At 71.1% G+C, this 16,681-nt stretch carries 15 protein-coding genes; 2 read left to right on the forward strand and 13 right to left on the reverse strand.

From position 1 onward, the window contains the following. Positions 1-93: 93 nt before the first annotated feature. From ACGF4F_RS23560 to ACGF4F_RS23615, 12 genes are all read right to left on the reverse strand, one after another. Positions 94-720 carry a response regulator transcription factor gene (locus ACGF4F_RS23560; RefSeq protein WP_357440648.1) on the reverse strand — a complete coding sequence of 209 codons (627 nt, stop codon included), beginning with the start codon at positions 718-720 and terminating at the stop codon, positions 94-96. Further along, on the reverse strand, positions 717-1,988 hold the full coding sequence (locus ACGF4F_RS23565) for a sensor histidine kinase (protein ID WP_393080285.1): 1,272 nt from the start codon (positions 1,986-1,988) through the stop codon (positions 717-719). The genes ACGF4F_RS23560 and ACGF4F_RS23565 overlap by 4 nt, the downstream gene beginning before the upstream one ends. A gap of 5 nt (positions 1,989-1,993) precedes the next feature. Continuing rightward, on the reverse strand, positions 1,994-2,449 hold the full coding sequence (locus tag ACGF4F_RS23570; RefSeq protein WP_393080288.1) for an ABA4-like family protein: 456 nt from the start codon (positions 2,447-2,449) through the stop codon (positions 1,994-1,996). Next, on the reverse strand, positions 2,446-3,372 hold the full coding sequence (locus tag ACGF4F_RS23575; RefSeq protein ID WP_357440639.1) for a hypothetical protein: 927 nt from the start codon (positions 3,370-3,372) through the stop codon (positions 2,446-2,448). Before ACGF4F_RS23575 ends, ACGF4F_RS23570 begins: the two co-directional genes overlap by 4 nt. A 207-nt stretch (positions 3,373-3,579) precedes the next feature. After that, positions 3,580-5,220, reverse strand: coding sequence for a DUF4127 family protein (locus tag ACGF4F_RS23580; RefSeq protein ID WP_357440637.1), 1,641 nt, complete (start codon positions 5,218-5,220; stop codon positions 3,580-3,582). A 9-nt stretch (positions 5,221-5,229) separates the two neighbouring features. Next, positions 5,230-5,931: an N-acetylmannosamine-6-phosphate 2-epimerase gene (locus tag ACGF4F_RS23585; RefSeq protein WP_393080292.1), complete on the reverse strand. Its 702-nt coding sequence runs from the start codon at positions 5,929-5,931 to the stop codon at positions 5,230-5,232. Positions 5,932-5,984: 53 nt separating this feature from the next. Continuing rightward, a complete protein-coding gene (locus ACGF4F_RS23590) occupies positions 5,985-6,878 on the reverse strand; it encodes an ROK family protein (RefSeq protein WP_357440630.1) in 894 nt (297 codons plus the stop codon). Then, the gene (locus tag ACGF4F_RS23595) at positions 6,875-7,717 is read right to left on the reverse strand and encodes a carbohydrate ABC transporter permease (RefSeq protein WP_387280951.1); all 843 of its coding nucleotides are present in this window, start codon (positions 7,715-7,717) and stop codon (positions 6,875-6,877) included. Before ACGF4F_RS23595 ends, ACGF4F_RS23590 begins: the two co-directional genes overlap by 4 nt. Then, entirely contained in the window at positions 7,707-8,654 is a 948-nt protein-coding gene (locus tag ACGF4F_RS23600) for a carbohydrate ABC transporter permease (RefSeq protein ID WP_393080296.1), read from the reverse strand. Before ACGF4F_RS23600 ends, ACGF4F_RS23595 begins: the two co-directional genes overlap by 11 nt. A 10-nt stretch (positions 8,655-8,664) precedes the next feature. Further along, a complete protein-coding gene (locus tag ACGF4F_RS23605) occupies positions 8,665-9,945 on the reverse strand; it encodes an ABC transporter substrate-binding protein (RefSeq protein ID WP_393080298.1) in 1,281 nt (426 codons plus the stop codon). Between the two features lie 22 nt (positions 9,946-9,967). Beyond that, positions 9,968-11,563 carry an FAD-dependent oxidoreductase gene (locus ACGF4F_RS23610; RefSeq protein WP_393080301.1) on the reverse strand — a complete coding sequence of 532 codons (1,596 nt, stop codon included), beginning with the start codon at positions 11,561-11,563 and terminating at the stop codon, positions 9,968-9,970. 39 nt (positions 11,564-11,602) lie between these two features. Further along, positions 11,603-12,649, reverse strand: coding sequence for a LacI family DNA-binding transcriptional regulator (locus ACGF4F_RS23615; protein ID WP_393080304.1), 1,047 nt, complete (start codon positions 12,647-12,649; stop codon positions 11,603-11,605). Positions 12,650-13,113: 464 nt separating this feature from the next. Between ACGF4F_RS23615 and ACGF4F_RS23620 the strand changes: the two genes are divergently transcribed. Further along, a complete protein-coding gene (locus tag ACGF4F_RS23620) occupies positions 13,114-14,475 on the forward strand; it encodes a hypothetical protein (RefSeq protein ID WP_393080307.1) in 1,362 nt (453 codons plus the stop codon). A gap of 91 nt (positions 14,476-14,566) precedes the next feature. Here the strand turns inward: ACGF4F_RS23620 and ACGF4F_RS23625 are convergent, their stop codons facing one another. Then, positions 14,567-15,814 (reverse strand): M14 family zinc carboxypeptidase, encoded by a 1,248-nt coding sequence (locus ACGF4F_RS23625; protein ID WP_393080310.1) that lies wholly within the window; start codon positions 15,812-15,814, stop codon positions 14,567-14,569. A gap of 468 nt (positions 15,815-16,282) precedes the next feature. Here ACGF4F_RS23625 and ACGF4F_RS23630 point away from each other — a divergent pair, with 468 nt between their 5' ends. Further along, on the forward strand, positions 16,283-16,681 hold the full coding sequence (locus tag ACGF4F_RS23630) for a hypothetical protein (protein WP_393080313.1): 399 nt from the start codon (positions 16,283-16,285) through the stop codon (positions 16,679-16,681).

Below are 16,681 nucleotides of genomic sequence, written 5' to 3' on the forward strand. Positions count from 1 at the left end.
GTCCGTGACATGAGGTCCCTGTGACGCGCGGCACAGCGATCGGCAGGAGGGACGGCGACGTCGTGTTCTGGCCGCCCGGCTGTGGCGAACCGGTCAGGCGCCGCGGGCGAACAGGGCCAGGCGTACCCGGTTGTCGCTGCCGGTCTTGGTCATGAGGCTGGTGATGTGGGTCTTGACCGTGGTGATGCCGATGTGCAGCCGCTCGGCGATCTCCGTGTTCGACAGGCCCTCGGCGACCAGGTTCAGCACGTCCTGCTCGCGGGCGGTCAGCCCCTCGACCGGCCGGGGTGTGTCGGAGCGGGCGTCGACCGCGCGCTGGACCAGGCGGCGCAGCACCTCCTGGCTGAACGGGCTGTCGCCGGCGGCGGCCTTGCGGACGCCGTCCACCAGGTCGGCGGGGGGTGCGTCCTTGAGCAGGAATCCGCAGGCGCCGGCGGTCAGCGCCGGATAGAGGTGGTCGTCGTCGCCGAACGTGGTCAGCACCAGGATCCGGGTGGCGGGCCGGTCGGCGAGGATGCGGCTGGTCGCGGTGATCCCGTCGACGCCGGGCATGCGCAGGTCCATGACGACGACGTCGGGGATGAGCCGCGCGGCGAGGGACACCGCGTCGCGGCCGTTGTCGGCCTCGCCGACGACCTCGATGTCGGGTTGGGCGTCGCAGAGCATGCGCAGGCCAGCGCGGATGAGGTGCTGGTCGTCGACCAGCAGGACGCGGATCATGCCGGCTCCGTCGTGCGTGGCCCCACCGCAGCCTCGCGGTCCTGGTCCGACTGGGCCGGCGGAACGGCAGGGGAGGGGGGAGCAGGCGCCAGCGAGATGGCCGGGCCCGGGAGGACGGTACGCACCCGCCAACCCGCACCCGCCGGACCGGCCTCCAGTTGACCGCCGAGGACCTCGACGCGTTCGCGCATGCCGGTGATGCCGTGGCCGCCGCCGGACGGCATCGCCGCCGGCACCCAGCCGCCCCCGTCGTCGGACACCTCCCAGTGCACGGCCTCGTCGACCACGCTGACCGACAGGTGGGCGAGGGCGGATGTGCCGGCGTGCTTGGCCACGTTGGTCAGCGCCTCCTGGGTGAGTCGCAACACCGCCATTCCTCGTACCGCATCCAGCGACCCGACCGCGGGGTCGATGTCAGCCTCGACGGTGACGCCGGCCTGGCGGGCCCGGTCGACCGCCGCGCCGAGGGCCGCCGGCAGCGCCGACGGCTCGATGGCGGTCAGCGCCGCGTCGCCGCGTACGCCGTTAGGGTTGCGCAGGACCGCGACGAGCCGGCGCAGGTCGGCCAGGGCGGCGCTCCCCGTGCCATGCACGTCGTCGAACACCTCACCCACCCGCGGGTCCAGATCCGTCAGTACGTGCCGGGCCACGCCGACCCGCAGCACCATCGACGCGACGTGGTGCGCGACCACGTCGTGCAGTTCCCGTGCGATGGCGCTGCGTTCGTCGGCGCGGGCGGCCCGGCTCTCCGACTCGAGTCGGCGCTGCTCCTCCGCCGCCCGCTCCTGCGCCTGCCGGGTGAGTTCCCGTTGGGCCCGGATGACCAGGCCGAGCAGCAACGGGACGCCGACCTCCACGAGCAGCCCGACGATGCCGGAGAGCAACCGTGGGAACGGGTCGCCGATCGAATCGGTCAGGTCGACCGCGGCCAGCAGCCCGGCGGCCAGCCAGATGGTCCGTGGTCGGCGCGCCCGCATGGCCAGTTCGAGCAACGCCCAACTGGCGCCCACCTGGTTGATGGTGATGTCGTCGAGCAGACAGATGGCGACGGCCAGCAGCGCGGTCTGCACCAGCAGGTTGACCAGTGGCCGGCGGTGCAACACCAGCGCGACGCCGAACGCGATCCCCGCGAGGACCAACTGCATGGCCGTCGGCCCGTGGCCTTGCATCGGAGCACCGAAGACCAGGTAGCCGACGCCGCTCAGGTCGAGCAGCACGATCCGCACGAAGCCGTCGCGCACGTCGAACAGTCGTCCCACCCACCCCACGGCGTTCAGCCTATGCGCTGCGGCTCGGCGACCGGAATCGCCGCCGGCTGCGGCCACCTGACCCGGGCGGCGAGGTAGGCGGCCAGGCCGAGCGGCCCGAGCAGGATCGTCAGCACCAGCACCGGAGCCATGACCAGCGCCGGCACCCCCCGTTCCCGGCTGTCGAGCCACGCCCACCGGCCGACGAACAGGTCGAACGCGATCATGTGCGCCCACGCCGCCGCCGCGCCGTTGTCGGTGCCGAGCAGATCGCGTACGCCGTCCAGGGTCGGGGACGCCACCGCCGGCAGCACGTCCCCGAGCGCCGGGATCACCAGGACCGCGTAGATCAGCAGGGCCGGTGCCACGATCAGCGGTGACCTGATGATCCGGACGGTCCACGACCAGCGGGGCAGGAGAATCATCAGCGCCCAGAACGGCGCGGCCACCGCGAACGTCAGCTCGAACAGGATGCCGGTCATGCCGCCAGCACCAGTTCCGCGCGGTGCCGACGGGCCAGGACCGCGCCGGCGGCGGCTGCGGTGGCGACCACCAGCGCCGCCACGGCGGCCAGGGTGAGCGCGTCCGGCCGCAGCAGCGGCTGCCCGCGCAGGGCCTGCCAGGTGAGCAGCATGGTGAGTGCACCGTACGCGCCGCCCGCAACCATCAGCAGCCGCACCTGGGTGCGCTCGTCCAGTCGCCCGAGGAACCGGCGCAGCAGGATCGCCAGCAGCGGCAGTGCCTGCAACGCGTGCATTCCCACGAAGTGTCCGATCCGCAGGTCCCCGCCGGTGGTGCTCCAGCCGACCAGGGGCAGCCCGGGCCCGCCGTCCGGCACGCCCACGCTGTGCGCCCCGGAGATCCCCTCGATGCCCGGCTCCTGGCTGGGCAGCACCATCGGGATCGCCACCAGCATGCCGAGCAGGGTCAGGCCGAGGCCCAGCCCGACCGCGTACTTGCCGACCCGGTCCGCGATCGGCTGCCGCAGCACCACGATCCCGATGACCAGGTGCGCCACGAACAACACCATGATCGCGGCACCCATCAGCGAGAACAGGATGCCGTTGAGCGGGGTGGTCCCGTTGAAGTGGCTGGTCGTGCCGCGCAGCACCTGCCCGACGATGATCGCCATCTCCACCACCCCCATCGCGACGATGACGGTGCCGGCCCACTCCGCGACCCGGCTCCGCCGCGGCAGCAGGGAGAGCATCCAGGCCAGGGTGGTGCCGTACAGCACGAACGACACGGAGAACTTGAACGGCTTGAGCCAGATCGGCACGCCGGTGAGGACCCGCGAGTCGGCGACGATGCCGACCGCGGAGACGAGGGCGAGCACCGCCATCGCCGCGACGAAGAGCATCAGTGGGCGGTGCCAGTGTGCCGCCCGGCGCATCGTGGTTGTCATACCTGCAGATGCTGGTGCGCCGGCCTGCGTACTTCGCCCGACCTGAAGCCCCGGTCGCGGCCGGCGGTCGGAGCCGGTTCCTCCTACCTGGGTAGGAGACGGAACCGTGAGCCCTGGTCCGTGCCTGGCGTTCGACGCCGGGACCGTCCGGTCGCCGGCACGCGGCCGCGCCGGCAGTCCCCCTGCCGACGCGACCGGATGTGCTGGTCAGGACAACTGCAGCCGGGGCTCCAGGGTCACCTCGAACAGCCGGTCCCACGGCAGCTCGACCCGGGCCGACTCGAACCGCGCCAGGGTCGCCGTGAACGTCCTCGCGCCCCGCCGGCCCAGCACGACGCGGTGCCCGGCGAAGTGGTCGGTGAAGTACCGCTCGGTCAGCGGCACCAGCCGCTCCCGTACCCAGCCGTCGAAGTAGCTCTTCTGCTCAGGCGTGAGCGCGAGCGGGTCCCAGCCCTGCGCCCGCGCGTGCGCGTACGCCTCGACCTGCACCACGTTCTTCCACGGGTCGTCCTTGACGAACCGGTACAGCAGGTACTCGGCGTGCGCCAGGCCGGGCCCGCGCAGCTCGGGCACGCCGTAACCGCTGCCCGAGGAGCGCAGGCACGCCCAGCGGGCGGTGCCGTGGCCGAGCGCCAGCCCGAGCGCGTTGCCGCCGGTGTTCCACCCCGAGTACGACAGCAGCGCCGCGAGATCCAGACCGTTCTCCATCCGCGCGACCAGTTCGTGGTCGGCCTTGTTCACGATCAGCGGGTCCACCACGATCACCGGGGTGCCGGCGGCCAGCAGGGCGCCGATCCGCCCGACGAAGGCGTCCAGATCGGCGGCACGCTGCCCGGGTGCCGCCGAGGGGGTGTTCACGGCGACCACGATGTCCGCGTCGCCACTGACCACCCGGCCACCCACGGCGGCCACGTGCCGGCGGATGTTCTCCGCGAACGGGATGCCCTCCAACTGCGCGGTCCAGTCCTCACCCGAGACACCGGCGTACTCCAGCCGGTAGCTGGGCGTCGTGCCGGCGGCGATCACCCGGGCGACCAGCAGCGCGTCGACCTCGTCCGCGCCGGGGAAGATCTCCACCCGGTCCCCGACGCCGAGCCGGGCCACCAACGCCTCCAGCTCCACCCGCTCCGCCCGGGCCAGACCGACCGGCGCGGTGTCGTCCTCCGACAGCACGAGATGACTGATCGTGCCGTCGGCGACCCACTCCACCATCAACCGGTTGACCTGGTGGTTGCGGGCCCGCGCGGCGAGGTAGTCCTCGACGACCTGGTCCGGGATCTGCGCCCGTACGGCGTCGAGCCGAGACCGCAGCTCCTCCTGCCCGAGGTTGACCACCTGGTCGTAGAGCTTCGCCCACTCGACCAGCCGGTCGCGGTACTTGTCCAGCTCCGTGCCCGTGCTGGTGATGGCCAGCCGCTGGATGGTGTCGTGCACCTCGATCACCGCCCCCGGCCGCGTCGCGCGCAGGTTCCGGATCGCGGCCAGGTTCTCCAGGGCGGCAGCCAGCGTCGGGGCGGCCGTACGGGACGCGATCAGACCGCCGTAGGCGAGCATGCTGACCGAGATCACGTACCCGTCGACGCCGTCGACGGTGCCGAGCCAACGGGCGATGGCGGCCCCGTCGCCGGGGGTGAAGAAGCGGCCCAGCAGTTCCCGAGGCGGCAGTAGCACCTGCGCGCCGGCGCTCGCCGCGGTCATCTGGGGGCAGTAGGTGTTGACCGGCCGGTCGTCCAACGGCACCAGCGCCACGGTCAGCTGCCGGTCCGCGGGCTCGGCGAACGCCGGCCGGCCGATGGCCGCGGTGGCCAGCCCGGCCATGCCGGTGGCCAGGAGGGTACGTCGCTTCACTTGCTCTCCCTACTTCTCTGGAGCGCTCGCCGCGCGGGGGGTGGCCGGCACGAGCCGGCGGGTGATCCACAGCGGTGAGGTGACGGCGTTGCCCATCACCACCGCGTGCGCACCGGCCTCGAACGCCGCGCCGATCTGCTCCTTGCTCCGGTACCGCCCTTCGGCGATCACCGGAACCGGCAGCAGTGCGACGAGTCGCGCCACGAGCCCGAGATCGGGCCCGTCAGTCTGTGGGCTGGCCGGGGTGTAGCCGGACAGCGTGGTGGCGACGGCGTCCGCGCCCGCCTCGACGGCGGCGACGCCCTCGGCCGTGGTGGAGACGTCGGCCAGCACGAGCGCGTCGGTCCGTTCGCGGACCGCCCGCACGGTGTCGGCGAAGGTGCGCCCGTCCGGTCGGGGACGGTCGGTGGCGTCGACCGCGACGATGTCCGCCCCGGCCAGCGCCACCTCGAGCGCGTGCGCCGCCGTCGGGGTGATGAACACGTCCGCCGTGCCGTGCTTGTACAACCCGATCACCGGCACGTCGACCGCGGCGCGCACCGCCTTGACGTCGTCCGGCCCGTTGACCCGCACCGCCACCGCGCCGCCGCGTACCACCGCGGCCGCCACCCGGGCCTGGACGTACGGGTCCCGCATCGGGTCCTCCGGCTCGTCGGGCAGCGGCTGGCAGGACACCACCAGCCCGCCGGCCAGGTCGTCGAGCACACTCACCCCTCTGGTCCTTCCGTTGATGTGGGTACGGCTCGCGCCGCCACCGCTCACTCCTACGCGTTCGTGGCCAGCCGGGCCGCGCCGACCACGACGGCGTCGGCGGCCAGGGCGGCCGGCAGCAGCGGCACGTCGGCCCAGCCCGCGGGCAGTTCCGCCGCGTAGGCGGCCGACGCGGCGGGCAGCAGCGCTCCGGCCGCCCCGCCGGCCACCAGGACGGCGTCCGGGTCGAGCAGGGCCACCAACCCCGCCAGCACCGCGCCGAGCACGGCGCCGGCCCGGTCCACGACCTGCCGGGCGACCGCGTCCCCGGCCCCCGCGCGGTCCGCCACCGCCCGTCCGCTGACGCGGTCGCCGGTCTCGATGGCGTACGCGGCGGCCAGCCCGGTGCCCGAGGCGATCGCCTCCAGGTGCCCGTACCGGCCGCACCCGCACCGCAGCCGTTCGGCGCCCGGAGCCGGCAGATGGGCGACCTCGCCGGCGGCGCCGCGGGCCCCGACCTCGACGCGGCCGTTGCGGACGACCGCCCCGCCCAGCCCGGTGCCGGCAGCCACCAGCAGCACATGAGCCCGGCCCCGCCCGGCGCCGGCCCAGCACTCGCCCAGCGCCGCGGCGTTCACGTCGTTGGTGACCCGCACCTCACGACCGAGCCGCGCGGCCAGCGCGTCGGCGACCGGGGTGCCGGTCCAGCCGGGCAGGCTGTCGGTGGCGTACCGGATGCGGCCGGTCGCCGGGTCGACCGTGCCGGCGGTGCCCACCCCCACCGGCCCGGACCCGGCCGCGCCGAGCAGCCCGGCGGCCAGCCCCGCCGCGGCGTCCAGCACCGCCTCTGGCCCGGACCGGGCCGGGGTGGGCGCCTCCTGGCGCTCCAGCACCTCCCCGCCGGGGCCGACCAGCGCGGCGGCCGTCTTGGTGCCGCCGATGTCGACCCCGACCACCGGGGCCGTCATCCCTTCAGGCCGGTGTGCGCGAGGCCCTCGACGAACTGCTTCTGCGCGATGACGAACACCACCAGCACCGGCAGCGCCGTCATCGACGCCGCGGCCAACTGGACGTCCCACATCGGGCCGCCGTAGGCGTCGACGAACTGGGTGAGCGCCTGCGGCAGGGTGAACTTCTCCGGCGAGGAGAGGAACACGATCGGCTCCAGGTACAGGTTCCAGCTGTGCAGGAAGGTGAAGATCGCCACCGCGCCGAGTGCGGGCCGGGACAGCGGCAGGGCGATCCGCCAGAACGTGGCGAAGCGGCCCAGCCCGTCGACCCGGGCCGCCTCCTCCAGCTCACCGGGGAGGCTGATGAAGAACTGCCGCATGATGAACGTCGCCAGCACGCTCGGCGCGCCGAAGATCGGCACCAGGATCAGCGGCCAGTGCGTGTTGATCAGCCCCAGCTTGAAGAACATCTGGAACAGCGGCACGATCGTCACCTCGCTGGGGATGAGCAGGCCCGCGAGGACGACCAGGAACAACACGTTCTGGCCGCGGAACCGGATCCGCGCGAAGGCGTACCCGGCCAGCGCCGACACCGCGAGGGTGCCGACGGTGACCAGCAACGCGATGTAGAGGCTGTTGAGGTACTGCTGCCCGAACGGCTGCAACTCGAACACCCGCCGGTAGGCGTCCAGCCGTGGGTTGACCGGCAGCAGTTGCGGCGGGAAGGCGAAGATGTCCGCCACCGGCTTCAGCGACGAGGTGACCATCCACCAGGTCGGGAAGACGAACGGGATCGCCAGGACCAGCAGCACCCCGTAGAGCACCAGTTTGGTCCGCCGCGACAGGTCACGACTCATGGAAGACCCACCTCTTGCGCATCTGCCACTGCAGCACGGTCAGCGCGAGCACGATGACGAACAACAGGATCGACAGCGTCGCGCCGTAGCCGAAGTGGTGGAACTGGAACGCCTGCTGGTAGAGGTAGTAGACGAGCACCGTGGTTGAGGTGCCGGGCCCGCCCTGGGTGAGCACCGCGATCTGCGCGAACACCTGCAGCGACCCGACCACCGTGATGATCGACGTGAGCAGGATCGTCGGGCTGATCAGCGGCACGGTGATCCGCCAGAACTGGCGCATCCGGCTCGCCCCGTCCACCTCCGCGGCCTCGTACAGCTCCGCCGGCACGCCTTGCAGGGCGGCCAGGAACAGCACCATGTTCAGGCCGACGTTCTTGAACACCTGCACGACGATCACCGACAGCATCGCCGTGCCCTCGCCGCGCAGCCAGTTCGGCCCGTCCACCCCGATCGTGTCGAGCAGGCCGTTGATCCCGCCGTTGTCCTGCAGCAGGAAGCCCCAGACGATGGTCCAGGCCACCAGCGAGACCACCACGGGGGAGAAGAACAGGGTGCGGAACAGGATCGTGCCGCGCAGCTTCTGGTTGAGCAGGACGGCCAGCAGCAACGCCAGGCCGAGGTTGAACACCACCAGCCCGACGGAGAACAGGCCGGTGGCCCGCAGCACCGCGCCGAGGTTGGGGTCGTCGGCGAGAGCCTGGTAGTTGTCGGTGCCGACGAAGTCGAACGTGCCGGCGAGCACGTTCCATTCGTGCAGGCTGTACCAGACCACGAGGATCAGCGGCAGGATCACGAAGACGGCGCTGCCGAGCAGTTGCGGGGTGATGAAGAGGTAACCGGTGAGCTGGTCGCGGCGGCGGGTGGTCCAGAACGGCCGCGCCCGGCCCAGGGTGGGCCGGGCCTCGACCTGGCCCACCCTGGTGTCCGTCCGGGTCATGAGCGGTTGCCTACTTCGCCAGCAGCGGTTGGATCTTGGCGCAGACCCCGTCGAGGACGGCCTTGACGTCCGCGTCGGGCTTCCACAGCGGGTCGAGTCCGGCGCGTACCTGCTGGCTCAGCTCGGCCTGCCCGGCGTGGCTGGGCTTGACCACACCGTTGGTGATGCCGTCGATGACGACCTTCTGCAACTGCTCCGGCTTGAGCTTCGGGTTCGTCTTCGCGAGAGTCTCCGCGGTCAGCTGCGACTGGCGCGGCGGCGGGAAGAACTGGGCGAGCTTCGCCGAGTTGGTGGGGTTGGTCAGGAAGGCGACGAAGTCGGCGGCCACATCGGCGTGCGGGCTCTTCTTCATCACCCCGATGCCGGCCTGACCGACCACCGAGTACGGCCCCTTCGGGCCCGCGGGCAGGGGGACCAGGTCCCAGGCGAAGCCGTCGTCCTTCAGCAGCGAGGCGCGGGAGATCTGGGTGATCGTCATGGCGGCGTCACCGGCGAAGAAGTCGGCGGTGGTGCCCGGACCGGGCAGCGCCTTCGTGGTGAAGATGGCCTTGTGCAGGGTGGTCATCGCCTCGACCATCTCCAGGCTGGCGAAACCGCAGCTCTTGCCGTCCTCGCTCCACGCCTGGGCGCCCCACCCGGTCCAGAAGGTGGACAGGTTGTCCCAGCCCTTGTAGTCGAAGTCCCGGATCACCAGGCCGGCCTTGCCAGTCTTGCCGTTGACCGCTCCAGCCGCCGCGAGGGCGTTGTCCCAGTTCCACTGCCCGGCCGCGATCAGCTCGGCCGGGGCCTTCTGCCCGGCCTTCTTCAGCAGGTCGGTGTTGACGAACACGCCGAACGGCGAGGTGGAGAACGGGTACGCGTACAGCTTGCCGCCGTTCTGCCAGAGCTTCAGCGTGGCGGGGGAGAGGTCGTCGTACTGGTAGCCCTCGGCCTTCTTGAGCGTGTCGTCCAGCGGCAGCAGCGCGCCGGAGGCCACGAAGTCGGGGGCGGAGTTCTCGAACACCCAGGCCAGGTCGGGCGCGTTCCCGCCGGCGATCTGGGTGGTCAACGTGGTGGTGTAGTTGTCGAACGGCAGCGGATCGAACTTGATCTCGGCGACGTTCGGGTGGCTCTTGCGGTACTCGTCGGCGATCTCGTTGAACAGCTTCAGGTGCGCCTCGTTGGCCGACCAGATCGTCATCCGCAGACTGGCCGGGCCCTTGTCCTTCGCCTCGCCGCCACCACAGGCGGACAGGGCGAGGACGCCGGCCAGTGCGGCGGCGACAACAGCCAGACCCTTTCCTCGTTTCACTATCTTCTCCTCACCGGGGGGTTCAGTAGCCCGCGATCTGCGGCCAGCGGCGTTCCACGCCGGCGGCCGAGACGCGGTCGGTGAATTCGGCCAGCAGGCGGGGGGTGCCGCGGACCGCACGCGGGGACTCGCCCCGCGTCAGACAGAAATCGGCGAGCAGGCCGGCGACCTCGCCGACGTTCCACTCGACCGGGTGCAGCCGGTAGCTGCCGTTGGTGATGTGCGTGGTGCCGATGTTCTTGCCCGCCGGCAGCAGGTTCTCCATCCGCTGCGGGATCAGCGCACCGAGCGGGATCTCGAACGGGCAGGAGCCGACGTCGATGTAGTTGTCACCGCCGGTCGACGGGTGCAGGTCGATGCGGTACATCCCCACGCCGATCGAGTCGGGGTAGTGCACCGCGCCGTGCTCACCCCGCACCGCGAGGGAGAGGTCCTGCTCCACCACCGTGTACTCGGCCCGGATGCGGCGCGACTCCCGGATGTAGGGCGCCTGCGCCAACCCGTCCCGGCTGCCGGTCACGTCGCCGCGCAGCCGCAGCCCGGGGAAGCCGGTGCCGCCGTCCGGCCGGGGCGCCTCCGTCTGCAGCCAGTACAGCACCGAGTACGACAGCTCGCGGGCCTTGGCCAGGTGCCACGACGCGTTCGGCACGTCGATGACCGGACCCTCGAAGTAGTCGATCATCGGCCAGTTGACCAGCGTGATGTCGCTGCCGTACGTCCCGTCGGTGAAGTTGCGCCGGGCAGCGATCCGCCGGAACGTCCACAGGTTGCCGTCACCCGGGTTCACGCGCTGATCGGCGTTGACGCTCAGCGGGTCGTCGTCAGGGTTGGGGGTGAAGCTGCGCTCGACGATCTCCAGCGTGCGCGGGTGCGGCGACCGCCAGGACAGCAGCCGGTCACCCCAGAAGTCGGGCTTGTAGTCGCGCCAGAAGTCGTACCCCGCGGGCCGGTCGATGGTCTGATCACCGTCGACGTGGTCGATGGCGAAGCACACCGACACGGCCTGCATGTTCATCGGCTGCGCCTCGGCGGGTGCGCTCGGCTCCCCGGTCTCGGCCTGCGACTCGAACCCGGTGACGTACTCCGTGCCCGTCAGCGGTAGCAGCTCGCCGGTCTCCGTGGCGTCCAGGATGTACGGTGCGACCACGCCGATCCGGTCGTCCCGGTCCCGGTGCGCCAGGGTGACACCGGTGACCCGGTCCCCGTCGGTCTCCGCGGCGACCGGCCGGTACGGCTGGAGCACGGTCAGCCGCCCCGATCCCCGGTACGGCGCGAGCATCTCCTCGAGCACGGCGACGGCCACCCGCGGCTCGTGGCAGAGCCGGCTCACCCAGCCGGCGCCCGGGTTGAGGTCGGTCCAGGCCCGGGACCGCTCCGTCAGCGGGTAGTGGCGACGGTAGTAGTCGCGGATGCCGTTGCGCAGGGCCCGGTAGCTGGCGGTGGCGCCGAACTGCTCGATCCAGGAGTGCTCGTCCGGCGGGACGGCCTGGCTGGTGAGCTGCCCGCCGAGCCAGTCGAACTCCTCGGTCAGGATGACGGACCGGCCGGCCCTCGCCGCGGCGAGCGCCGCGGCGACCCCACCCAGTCCGCCCCCGACGACGAGGACGTCCGCACGCATCTGTACCACTTGCTTCCTTCCAGTTGCGCGGCCCACCGCTCAGCGGCGGTGGACCGCCGGATCAGGGGCGCCGAGGGTGTTGCCCTCGACGAGCTCGCAGGGGAGAAGCCGCTGCTGCAGGCCGGCGGCGCTGCCGTCGATGACGCCGGTCAGCACCTCGACCGCCTGCCGGCCCATCTCCTCCCGCGGGATGAGGAACCCGGTGAACGCGATGTCGGTGGGGACCGGGACGGTCGGGTCGCCGAGGGTGACGATCGACAGGTCGCCCGGCACGGTCAGCCCCCGCCGTCGGGTGGCCGACTCCAGCGCCACCGCCGTGGCGAAGTCCTCCACGAACGCCACCGTCGTCCCGTCGGCCAGGAGATCGTCGAGGCACGCGTCGGCCTCCTCGGCCACCGTGGACACCTGGCGGGCGCTCTCCGCGGTCGTCGCGGCGGCGACGAAACCACGGCGCCGATCCTCTGAGGACTCGGCGTTCATGCCCATGCTTACGTACGTCAGGCGCCGATGACCGTGCTGCAATGCCCGCTCGACGAGCCGGACCACCGCCGTCGCGTAGTCGGCGCCGACGTAGGGCACCGGTCCGCCGGCGTCGTTGCGGCGCCCCACGGCGACGTACGGAAATCCGTCGCGGTTGAGCCGGTGCAGTTCCGCGCCGTCGATCTCGCGCCCGAGCAGGATGCATCCGTCGGCCAGGCGCAGCCGGTTGTCCTGGTGGAAGATGCGTCGCCGGCCGTCCACCACGGGTGCGCTGGTGAACAGCAGCAGGTCGCAGCCCACCCGCTCGGCGTACTCCTCGATGCCGAGCAGGAACGGGTGGAAGAAGTCCCGGCTGCCGCTGGGGAAGGCGGGCTCGTACGTGAAGACGCCGATGATCCGGTTGAACCGTGCGGCGAGGCGGCGGGCCACGGGATCGGCGGCGTACCCAGTCTCGGCGATGACCCGCAACACGCGGTCCCGGGTCTCCGGGGCGATGCGGACCTCGGCGTCGGTGCGGTTGTTCAGCACCAACGACACCGTCGCCTGACTGACACCGGCCAACCGCGCGATGTCACGTTGGGTGACGCGTCTGGGGGGAGCGGACACGACGAGTCCTTCCGGTGCGGCTAATGCGTATTAGCGCTCGGCGTTGGGAAGGAGCTTGGCGGGTGGGTCGGCCTGTGTCAAGAGGTGGAGTAGAGATTTCAGCCCGATGAACTTCCTGAAGTAATGCGCATTAGCGGGAACGGCTCGCGACGGGATGGCGCCTGGGGTGCGTGAAAGGTGCGTGAAACTGGAGGAGGTGGGCCAGCCTCTTGACAGGAGCCCTTCCAGGCGAGCAACATTCGAGAAACATAGATGCTAATACGTATTAGCGCGGCGGCCCGAGAGGACTCCGACCGGTCGACGAACCCTGTCGTCTTACTGAGAGTTACCGCATGCCGCCGGCGGCCGGCGTGGAGCACGACGCACGGGACGGCGCCTCCCGTGCTGCCGCCGGACGCTCCCGCACGCCCGCCGCCGTCCGTCGAGAACCGCCAAGCGATCGATCCGACAGAACAGGAAGACGCATGACGCCACCACCCGCCTCGTCCCGACGCGCCGTCCTGGCAGCCGCCGGCGCCGGCCTGCTCGTCGCCGCCATGGCCGGCGCCGCGCCGGCCGCCGCCGACCCTGGCCTCGACTTCCCCCAGTTCACCTACGTGGGCACCGCGTTCGACAAGAGCAAGCTCGCCTACAACCCGACGAACGAGTTCATCTTCCCGAGCGTCATCCGGGCCGCCGACTACTTCCCCCACCCGCTCGGCACCTACTACCTGTACTACGCCCCGCACGAGCGGCCCGGCGGGATCTCCCTCGCGTACTCCGACTCGATCGACGGTCCGTGGACCGAGTTCGACGCCAACCCGCTGATCAGCAACACCTGGCTGCCGCACTACGCCACGGTCAGCCACATCTCCTCACCGCACGCGGTGTGGATCGAGGGCGAGCGCAAGCTGTTCCTCTACTTCCACGGCGAGAACTCCATCACCCGGTACGCGACCTCCGACGACGGCATCCACTTCAACTATGGCGGCACCGCGGTCAGCCGCAACGAGACCACCGGCGGAGAGACCTCCTACGCCCGGGTGTTCGAGCAGTCCGTGCCCCGCCTGGGGACGCGGTACCTGATGCTGTTCATGGACAATCCGACCGCGGCGCCGCCCGGACCGACCGGGCCGGTGTCCCGGCGGATCCGCTGGGCGGTCTCCAACGACGCACGGACCTGGACCATGCAACCCGAACCGATCGTGACCCCGCAGGGCGTTGAAGGTCCGAACGCCTCGGGGCCGTTCTTTCTCCGCTGGAACGATCGCAATCTGGTGATCTACCACGCCGCCGACGGCAACATGCACGCGGTGGACGTCGGGGAGGACTTCGACCAGGAGATCCACCTCGGCATCGTGCACGACTCGATGTCCGCGGCACCCGACCTCGGCCGGTCGGCCGCGCCGACGTTCTACTTCGACGGGCGTACCGCGCACATGTACTACGAGGCCGGCGGCCGGCTCACCGCGACCATCGGGCACGCCACCGCAACCCTGGCCAACCCATTGCCGGTCCGGCAGCTGGACTGCGCGGTGGACCGGCCGGTCCTGTGGCCGCCGAACCACGAGCTGATCGACGTCACCGTGGCCGTCGACCTGCGCGACGGGGTACTCGGCCCGAACGCGTTCGCCCTGACCGGCGTGACCGGCGGCGACGCCACGGACGTCAGCGGCTTCACCACCGGCACGCCCGCCACGAGCGGCAAGCTGCGGGCCGAACGGGCCGGCAACGGCGGGGACCGCGTCTACCACCTGACCTACGCCGGCCACGACGAGATCGGACGACCGGTCGGCTGCACCGTCACCGTCACCGTCCCGCACGACGAGGGGCAGCCACCCGCGTGATCTTCAACCTACGGCTCCCTAACGGCGGGTAGGGGCGAGGAGACGGAGCAGCCGCGGGAACAGGATGTCCCCGCGGCTGCCTCGTCGATCGTCAGTCGTTCGTGGTGTCCCAGCCGTAGTCGGGCAGGTCGAAGAAGTCGTCGCCGTCGACCCGGTCGACGGTGCCGTCAGCGAGGCCACCGAGCAGCGACTCCACGCCGGTCTGCACGCTCTTCACGAGCATGCCGTGCTGCTTCTGGCCCAGGTCGTCCTGCTGGCCGCGGACCTCGAACAGCACCGTGCCGGTGCCGTTGAGGGCGAACGCCGAGCGGCCCTGACCCGCGTACTCCCGCGCGTCGGGGTGGAAGTACCGGCCCACGGCCGCGAGCTTGGACTGGTCGCCGTACTGCGCCTTCATGCCGTTGGCGACGGTGAGCGCGTAGCGGCGGGACTTGTCCTGGTCGAGCGCCGGCCACGCCGCCTTGTACTTGGCGCCGTCCTGCACCCCGAGCGGCGGGTAGTCGAGCGAGACGGAGATGAGGTTGCCGTCCTGCGTACCGCCGGTGAGCCGGTCGCACGGTCCCATGTGGTGCAGGTCGACGTACGCGTCGACCGCGCCCTTCTCCGCCCGCAGTCCGACGTAGACGTCGCGGATGGCGCGCGACTCGGGGGAGAGGAAGAACCCGGCGTCGGTGTCGCGGCCCGGCAGGTCGGCGGCGCGCGGCACGTAGTTGAGGTCGGGGTTGAAGTCGCGGTTGAGGTCGTAGCCGGGCAGGTCGATGCCGTCTCCGCTGAGCCGGTGGTACCAGGCGCGCGACGCCCCGGCCAGCTGCGGGAACTCCGCCAGCGTCTCGTCCCAGGACCGCACGTTCATCCGGCGGTTGAGCTCGCCACCGTCGGGGTTGACCATGGGCATCGCGACGAAGGTGATCTCGCTGAGGATCTTCCGGGTCTGCGCGTCACCGCTGCTGCCCAGGCGCTTGAGGATCGCGAGCAGCGCCTCCGTGCCGGTCCGCTCGTTGCCGTGGATCGCGCTGGTGACCAGCAGCACCTTGTCGCCGGTGCCCACCCGGGCCGCCCACAGCTCCCGGCCCTGCTGGGTGCGCCCGACCACGTCGACGTCCACCCGGCCGCCGCTGGTGCGCTCGATCTGCGCGAGCTGCTCGCCCACCTGCTGGTGGTTGCTCCAGCCCGACCAGGAGGGGCTGTCGGCGATCTTGCAGCTGCCCTGCCCCGGTCCCTCTGGAGCGGCGGCGGAGACGGGTGGGGCGGTGAGGATCGAACCGGCCAGCGCGGCCGTCACGGCGGCGGCCAGCGCGCTTCGGGATCGGAGGATCGTCGAGATCTTGTGTACCTGCACGCGTACTCCTCTCGTGGATCCACTGTCCACCGAGCGAGGCGCAGCTGAGCACCGGTGAGGCTCGGGGAGCGGACCACCTCTGCCTTTCGGCGATCTTGGCGTGCGCGCCCCCGCCGATGCAATGAAAAGATGCAACTTTGCCAATGAAAATCAAGGTTTCCTACAGACGGTGGAGCTCCGTCCATCTTTTTCCGACAGACGGCAGAAGCCCACGAACCCGCTGCCGTGCTCAAATGGGACTTTTGCCTCCAGTGTGCAGATCAACAACCGCCTCCGTGGACGACGGTGCCGGCGGCGATGGTGTGGGTGACGCGCGTCGGCCGGATAGGGTCGACTGCGTGTCCCGTCCGTCCGTCGTAACCTCCGCAGATTTGAAGCTCTGGGAAGTCAGTGGCTGCTGACCTGGCATCCGGGCTGCGGTTCGCCGCCCAGCCGGTCGTCAGCGTCTTCGTGCCGGGTGCTCCGACCATGCCGCCGAACTTCGAGTTCGGCGGCACGGCGCCGGCCGAGGTGCAGACGTACCTGCTCGAACGGGATGACCCGGGTTCGTACGCCTGGGTCACCGAATACGACCTGGTCTTCGACGAGCTGCCGGCCGACCTCGACGCGTACCTGGTTCACTGCCTGGGCGTCGCGTGCGCCGCGGGCGACAGCGTGGTATGGCTCGGATTCGAGGGATCGTTCCATTTTGACAACGTCCTCACCGATGCCATCGCGCCGCAGATCTACGGCGTGGGCGCGCCAGGCCGCGAACCGGTCGTAGCCCCGGATCTGGAAACCCTCAAGACGCCGGCATGGCGGTTGATAATCCGTTCATTCGGGAGCAGGTTCCAGGGGTACTCGGCTGCTGGCGACCAAAGATCCTAG

Origin of the sequence: Micromonospora sp. NPDC047740 (assembly GCF_043204735.1) — a bacterium.
Lineage (GTDB): Bacteria > Actinomycetota > Actinomycetes > Mycobacteriales > Micromonosporaceae > Micromonospora.